Origin of the sequence: Halogranum amylolyticum, from assembly GCF_900110465.1 — an archaeon.
GTDB classification, from domain to species: Archaea; Halobacteriota; Halobacteria; order Halobacteriales; family Haloferacaceae; genus Halogranum; species Halogranum amylolyticum.
In genome coordinates, this window is the sequence record NZ_FODV01000015.1 from 73,866 (window position 1) to 80,022 (window position 6,157).

Genomic DNA, 6,157 nt, shown 5'->3' on the forward strand with positions numbered 1-6,157 from the left:
TGTCTTTTCTCTGGGTGTTGTTAGAAGCCGCGTGCAAGACTCAGAGAGTGTATACAGCACCGGAGCTGTTTCAATTCTTGATCTCGGAGTGAAACAGCTGATAAATATTTTGGGCGAGTATATCAATAGAACGCGCGCGCTTCGGCTACACCCAGTCTGAGAGATTGATAACCTGCTGAGACGGTGGTGAGCCGACGACGATTTTACTCTGCGGGTTGGCCCTGAACACCTCGATAACCTCCGATTCGGACTGTTCGTATCGAACCGTGGGAGCGGGGCGAAGATACTCGGTGATGACCGTCGGCCCGTGGCCAGCCATGGCCAGGGTATGGCCAGGTAACTCGCCCGATACCTCGTCACCATCGGTGACGAAGACGGTCGGGAAGCGCCCCGTTCGGGCCTCGTGGCGTCGAACGAGCCGTGCCACCTCTTCGAATCCCTGGTCCTTGTCGACGGTGACGTAGCCGAGATCCATCATACCAGCGGCGCTGTCCGGACTGAACTTCAGGAGGAACTCGATCCGCTCTCGTCGGTCAGTATCGAGCTGACTGAGCACGGCCTCCTGAGAGTCCCCGTCGAGCAATCCGATCACGTCGGTCGCATCGTCGGGGTCGAGTCGGCGGACGAATCGCCGTACCTCCTGGCGGTCCATGTCGTCGAGCACGTCTCGCTGAATCGACTCGGGTAGCTGGAAGAACACGACTCGTTGTCGTGTCCACGGTAGTGCCTGAAACTCCGTACCTGGTGTCTCCGAGGCAGCTATCTGCTGTTGGACATCGATCGTGGATTCTTGCATACGGTTACCCCGTCTCGCGTCGCACGAATCCCAGAAACCGACGTGACGTAGCGGAATCCGAGGTGTTTGAACCAATAGTAAGGGAAACGCTGCACATAGCCCTCCCTACCCCGAGATCGTTCGTGTTCTGGGGTGAGGTCGAGAAACACGTCGTCCTCTGTCCCACACTCCGGACAAGTATGCACGAAGTGAAGGCCGTCCTCATCACGCTTTTCTATGCGCCACTCCGACCGGGCACGGGCAACATTTCCACACTCCTTGCAGCGTTTTGGATGATCCTGGAGGTACGCCTGCATGAAGTCGATGAACGATTGCGTTCCATGGCGGTGCGCCGGCATGCTTTGTTCATTCGAGGTGTATGCGTATCAGCGTGTTCACCCCTTTGGCACTCTCTCAGCTCGTCCAGTTGAACCGTCCAGTAGCGAGGGAGTGACAGGGATGATCGTCCATCTCGGTGCGACGGCGACGTTCCGACCGTCTACTGCCCTGGAAACAACACCAGCCGCCCCGCCAGGAAAGCGAAGTACAGCCCCAGCATATAGCCGCCCTCTGTCCGTGTGAACTCACCCTCTCGCCAGTACAACGCCCAGCCGAGCAGCCCCACGCCGGCGATTAACTTGAACGGAAGGTCCCACAGGACGACGGACGACGGGACGGAGTAGGTCGAGAGAGCACCGCCGAGGCCGATGCCGACGAGGGGGTTGACGATGTTGCTCCCGACGAGGGTCCCGAGCGCGACGTGGGGCGACCGCCGACGGATGGCGTCCATCACGGCCGTCAGCTCCGGCAATGCGGCGGCTACGCCGATGGTTACGACACCGACCATGGAGCCACCGATGGCAAGCGTATCGACGACTACCTCGACGACCGAGAGCAGAAGCGAGGCGGAGAGCAGGACGAGGACGAGCAGACCCGTGGCAACTACAGTGTCTCGACGTGGGTTTTTACTCGGGGGCTCCCTGAGTGATTGGGTTGGCTCTCGACGAGTGATTATCACGCCGACGTAGATCAGGTAGAGACCCAGTAGCAGGACGCCGTCGAGTCGACTAATCGTTCCATCCCAGGCGACCAACATGGTCGCACCGATCGCACCCAGCATCGGCAGATAGCTCTCGTAGACGAACGTCCGGGAGACGTGAATGGTCCCATACCCGATGAGAAGAACGCCGACGAGCAGGAACTGCTGGACGGTCGAAGAGCCGGTGTTCCCGCCGATGACGACGGCCGAGGTAACCTGGTACTCGAGGACGCCAGAGAGAATTCCGAGTGACGCGACGAGGTGAGAGCTGATTTCCGGAAGACTCGTTCCCAACGCAAGGACGGTCATCCCGACGAGGACCTCGTCGACGTCATAGTACTCGGCGAGCGCCAGCAGCCGGCCGATCGCCCGACTCGCTGCAGTCACGAGCGTGTACAACGCGACCGTCCCGATAGCAATCTGTGTCAGTAATCCCCCCGAGACAGACATATTAGCGCTCGCCCAGCCACGTGTCGTCCCAGTCTCGTTCGTAGTCGGGGTCGAAGGGTTCGAGGGTCCAGACCGGACAGTTCTCGCACTCCCAGACTCTGTAGACCGTTCCGTCTCGAATCATGACCCCGACAGACGCCCAGGCGTGGGTTTCGCAGGTCGGGGCCTCAGACATATATGGACCTACAGACGATTGCTGTCCGAAAAAGCCTTTCCGCATGTCCAATCAGCCTGCGCTGGTCGGATACCGTTGAGGAGGTCAAATCAACGTTGGGATGAGACGTTGCTGGTCAGCCATCGAAAAGTGCCTACTCGTGGACTGAGTGGCGAAGCAGTTCCCCGCCGAGCCACCACCCGTAGAGCCGTGCCTGCTCGTCACTGTCGGGACGTTTCTTCGACTGGCCGTAGGTCTTCCCCTTGAGAAGTTGGCGTTCGACCGCGTTCGCGGCGATTCGGAGGGCGTGAGCAGCACCATACCCCTCGCCATCGGCCGTGAAGTAGCCACGGTCGGTGACCAGGCGGATCCGTGCGAGCACCAGCGGTACGCCTCGGCTTTGTTCCTTGTGCTCCTGCAGTTCGATACTGGCCTTGATGACACTCATCTCCCCGTACTTCGAGGCCATGCTCTCGATCAACGCGGAGACGTCGTCGTAGTCCATCCCCTCCAGCAAGTCGAGTCCGAACACCTGCACGGCGTTCCGGTCGTCGCGCTCCCAGGTAAGCGCCTCAATGACGTCCGTCTTCGTGATGATACCGACTGGGTCGCCTGTTTGGTCGGCTGTGACGACGAGCTGGATGGATCGAACAGAACGAACCGTCCACAGGCCATCTGGATACAATTGTTCCACAATGGCGAGAAGATACTCTCACAGCAGCGTCGTTTGGCTGCATACAATGAAGGAAACGATGGATTCTCAGTTTTTCCTGGTGGGTGTATTGGTGAGGCCTATCGCATTGTAGTCAAGGTAGTTGGTCGTGCGACGGTCGAGAAGACATTTACTCCGAGAAAAAGTGGTGGCTTAGTTGCCTTCATCAGAGAAGACGAGGTTGAGGTGAAATACCAACTGCAAGACTAGCGCTCTGAGTTCAGCACGACGCAGAGACCTCCCCGAATACTGTCAGGAGCGGCGTGCAACACTCAGAGGTTGAATCTCTTACGGAGGCCTCGTTAATTCCGTCCCATTGACGCTGAACCGACTGCTAAGTGGGTATGAGAGAGGATTAGGTCAGATGTCGAATCCGTTTCGCCTGAGTGCCTCTGCCAGCTCCCCGTCAGGGTCAGCCACAAACTCAACCAACGATGACTCAGGCCTTGTTGTCGTATATAGTTCAGAGTCAATATTGTCGGGGATTTCGTTCGCGTGCGTCTTGTCTACAACTGCAACGGATATTTTTGGCCTCGTGCCCGCGTCTTTTGACTCACTCATTAACTGATGGTACAGGGAAGGGATGTTTGGCTTTTGCCATCGAGTGTGAAACTCCGATTTGCCCATATTGAGTGCCGAATCGATGACCGATTCGCTCCCTCTATTCAGCACAACTTGGCGGTACTCCCAATCTACCAGCATGAGGACGTCTATGGGTGTCTCACCACAACCAACCCGCGACTGAATGGGCGAATCGCCATCGACGGGCGCTCACGACCCGACACACCCACGAGGATGTCCTCACCGACCGTCAGTTCGAACTCCTACTGGAAGCGTGTTTAACACTTCCAGCACCGCACGATTTCGAAGCTCGATTCATCTGTCTCATCGCAGGGCGACTCGGGCTTCGGGCTGGAGAGATTGCGCATTTCCAGACCGCGTGGGTCAACTGGAACCGCCGCACGATTCGTATCCCACAACATGAACCGTGCCGGTGCGGGTACTGCCGACGACAGGCCCGTCAAGAGACCACCCACAACGACGACCTCTCTATCGAAGATGCCGTTGCGTCCCGCTGGCACCCAAAAACCGTAGCCTCGGCCCGGCTCATCCCGTTTGACCTCTCGCTTCGGCTGGAACTGTGTATCGAACGCTTCGCTAACCGCTACGATGCGTTTCCCCGGTCGCGGTCAACAATCAACAGACGAGTGGAGGCTGCCGCAAGCGCGGCTAACCTTCCGGGTCGAGTCTACCCGCACTGTCTGCGAGCAACTGCCGCCAGCTACCTGAAACACCGGATCATGTCCGCGGTGGAGGGGGTCTGTCCCGACTGTACCGGGACCATGAGTGTGACGCCTCAGGTCTGTGGGGACCACCACGTGGAACCGGGGCGCCGCTGTGAGTCGTGTGACACCATCTTCGAGGTCCAATTCACCATAGTGTGTGACGTCTGTCAACTGATGTACGGCGTTCCGAGCAATCGGTGCCTGCTCACCGAGCCGCGAATGCTCGTGTTCCTCGAAGACCATGACTACGACCCCTGGTACGACTGGATTCTGATCGAACTGGAGGTGGTCGAACGCCAGACTACCCTCTCCGAAGACCCGTTCGAACTGGAGATGGTCCTCGAGGTCGACGGAGACCGACTGGTCGTGACCCTCGACGAGAAGGGGGCAGTCACAACCCTCCACAGGGTGCCTCGATAGTCGTGTCGAATATCGCCCAGAGCTGCCTCGATTATGGGATTATGGATGAATCCGATTCCTGTTCCTCCCAGCCAGACGAAGAGGCCGGTGTGACCGACTTGCGCCCTCTATTCAGCACGATACAGAAACCTCTCTGGGTGCTATCAGAAGACCCGTGCAACACATAGAGGGTCTCTTGCACAGTCGCCGCGATGGTATTCGTCGTATTAGTCGAGAATGGACGTCCCCTCTGGCAAGCAGGAAGTTTCGCGCTCGTCGTTGCATTCCTCGCCGTCTTCGCCGTCGTCGTTCTCGACACAGTGGCAGGCCGCCGCGTCGTCAGAATCGCCGTTCACGTCTTTCTGGGGCTGTTCGTCCTGATTCCCGCCTTCTTGTTGACGGTGCTCCAGCTCGCGGACCGGTTCTTGACCGCACCGGCGTACGTCTTTCTGGCCGGCCTCTGGGTCGTCTCGATCGCACTCCTTCTCAACGGCGTCCTCGTGTATCGTGGTACTCCCCGTCTGGAACGCCGTGTTGCGACAGTCGGACTCGGAGTCACACTCGCCTTGGGGGTCGCGGCAATCGGATACGTCGCTTTCGCCGTCGTCTCGGGAGCGTTAAACATCGGGTCTGACGTCACGGCAGGCGAGGTTTCCGGCTGGGTCTTCCTCGTCGTCTTGGTGACGCTTCCGAGCATCGTCTTTCGCTGGGATCTCCGCGAGACACGCCCGGCGGGTCAGAATGAGGTGGACGAGCGATGAACAGACAAGCACGACACAGATACGAACGGCGACGGTCGCATCCGAGGAGAGTCGTTGGTCGATGACGCTCGACGCTCTCCGAAGACGCGTCCACATTCCGCTCCCGTGGGCGGTTACCATCTTCACCGTGATTACCGTCGGCGTCTTCGCCGGGACGTGGCTCTCGGGGAGCCCAGTGTGGCTCGTCGTCATCTCGACGCTCGTGACGGCACTCCTCACCGGCATCGCCCTGACGACGACAGGCCCCGTTCTCAGAACTCGTAGCTTCCGGCTTCTCGCTCACGCCGTCCTCGGTGCGTTCGTCCTTTTCGCCGCGCTCCTGGTCACAGCATTTAGTGCCGCTGCGGGCGCACTGACGCTGTCGTTCGTGACCGTCGTCGTATTAGGAAGCATCTGGGGACTCGGTGTCGCGCTGGTTCTCGCCGGAGTCTTGGTCTTCCTCGAGGCCAATCAGATGCTTCGACGTGTCGCCACGATCGGGCTTGTAATTACGGTCGTCTGGGGACTGGTCGTGGTCATTCTTGTGGGTGGAGTCGTCGCCCACCTCATCGCGGAAGGGTTCGACCTCGCCATCGTCCAAG

At 59.0% G+C, this 6,157-nt stretch carries 7 protein-coding genes and 1 pseudogene; 3 read left to right on the plus strand and 5 right to left on the minus strand.

What is annotated here, in order from left to right; translation table 11 throughout:
* Nucleotides 1-145 precede the first annotated feature (145 nt).
* The 5 genes and pseudogenes from BSG17_RS19340 to BSG17_RS19360 all read right to left on the minus strand — a co-directional run bounded on the left by BSG17_RS19340 (nt 146) and on the right by BSG17_RS19360 (nt 3,691).
* On the minus strand, nt 146-796 hold the full coding sequence (locus tag BSG17_RS19340; RefSeq protein WP_244531614.1) for a magnesium transporter MgtE N-terminal domain-containing protein: 651 nt from the start codon (nt 794-796) through the stop codon (nt 146-148).
* A 478-nt stretch (nt 797-1,274) separates the two neighbouring features.
* The gene (locus tag BSG17_RS19350) at nt 1,275-2,264 is read right to left on the minus strand and encodes a sodium:calcium antiporter (protein WP_089827039.1); all 990 of its coding nucleotides are present in this window, start codon (nt 2,262-2,264) and stop codon (nt 1,275-1,277) included.
* Nucleotide 2,265: 1 nt separating this feature from the next.
* On the minus strand, nt 2,266-2,439 hold the full coding sequence (locus BSG17_RS27200; protein ID WP_170864876.1) for a hypothetical protein: 174 nt from the start codon (nt 2,437-2,439) through the stop codon (nt 2,266-2,268).
* A gap of 133 nt (nt 2,440-2,572) precedes the next feature.
* Nucleotides 2,573-3,055 (minus strand): annotated as a pseudogene (locus BSG17_RS19355) (CBS domain-containing protein); the annotation flags it as partial.
* 435 nt (nt 3,056-3,490) lie between these two features.
* Nucleotides 3,491-3,691 (minus strand): hypothetical protein, encoded by a 201-nt coding sequence (locus tag BSG17_RS19360; RefSeq protein ID WP_089827072.1) that lies wholly within the window; start codon nt 3,689-3,691, stop codon nt 3,491-3,493.
* A 155-nt stretch (nt 3,692-3,846) separates the two neighbouring features.
* Here BSG17_RS19360 and BSG17_RS19365 point away from each other — a divergent pair, with 155 nt between their 5' ends.
* From BSG17_RS19365 to BSG17_RS19375, 3 genes are all read left to right on the plus strand, one after another.
* Nucleotides 3,847-4,836 carry a site-specific integrase gene (locus BSG17_RS19365; protein ID WP_211609227.1) on the plus strand — a complete coding sequence of 330 codons (990 nt, stop codon included), beginning with the start codon at nt 3,847-3,849 and terminating at the stop codon, nt 4,834-4,836.
* A gap of 191 nt (nt 4,837-5,027) precedes the next feature.
* Nucleotides 5,028-5,576 (plus strand): hypothetical protein, encoded by a 549-nt coding sequence (locus tag BSG17_RS19370; RefSeq protein ID WP_089827041.1) that lies wholly within the window; start codon nt 5,028-5,030, stop codon nt 5,574-5,576.
* 61 nt (nt 5,577-5,637) lie between these two features.
* The coding region (locus tag BSG17_RS19375) for a hypothetical protein (RefSeq protein ID WP_211609229.1) at nt 5,638-6,157 on the plus strand (520 nt) is incomplete at its 3' end.